The sequence below is a fragment of the Pseudomonas sp. 5.2 genome, assembly GCF_059025405.1.
This window is the reverse complement of the sequence record NZ_JBYBHH010000070.1, coordinates 1-332: the sequence shown is the minus strand read 5'-3', so window position 1 is coordinate 332 and position 332 is coordinate 1. Positions and strand designations below refer to the sequence as shown.

General features: G+C 60.8%; 1 protein-coding gene. It reads left to right on the top strand.

Going from position 1 to position 332, the window contains the following annotated elements:
• On the top strand, window positions 1-332 hold a 332-nt coding region (locus AC5PZ0_RS28335; protein WP_493856224.1), incomplete at both ends, for an SRPBCC family protein.

Below are 332 nucleotides of genomic sequence, written 5' to 3'. Positions count from 1 at the left end.
GGCATGGTCTTCGCCACCTTCAAGGACGACATCGAACCGCTCGAAGACTTCCTCGGCGCAGCGAAGAAGTGGATGGACCTGTTCATGAAGCAAGGCGCCGGCTACGGCATCAAGGTCCCCGGCGAGCACCGCTTCCGCTTCCCCGGCAACTGGAAGATCCAGCTGGAAAACACCACCGACGCCTATCACTTCCCGTTGGTGCACAAAAGCTTCCTGTCCTCGGTCGACGAGCAGACCCTGGAGCTGTTCGACTTCGTCAAAGGCCCCGGCTACGTCGAAGACCTCGGCAACGGCCACAGCGTGATGGTGATGATCCCCGAGCTGGTGGACCT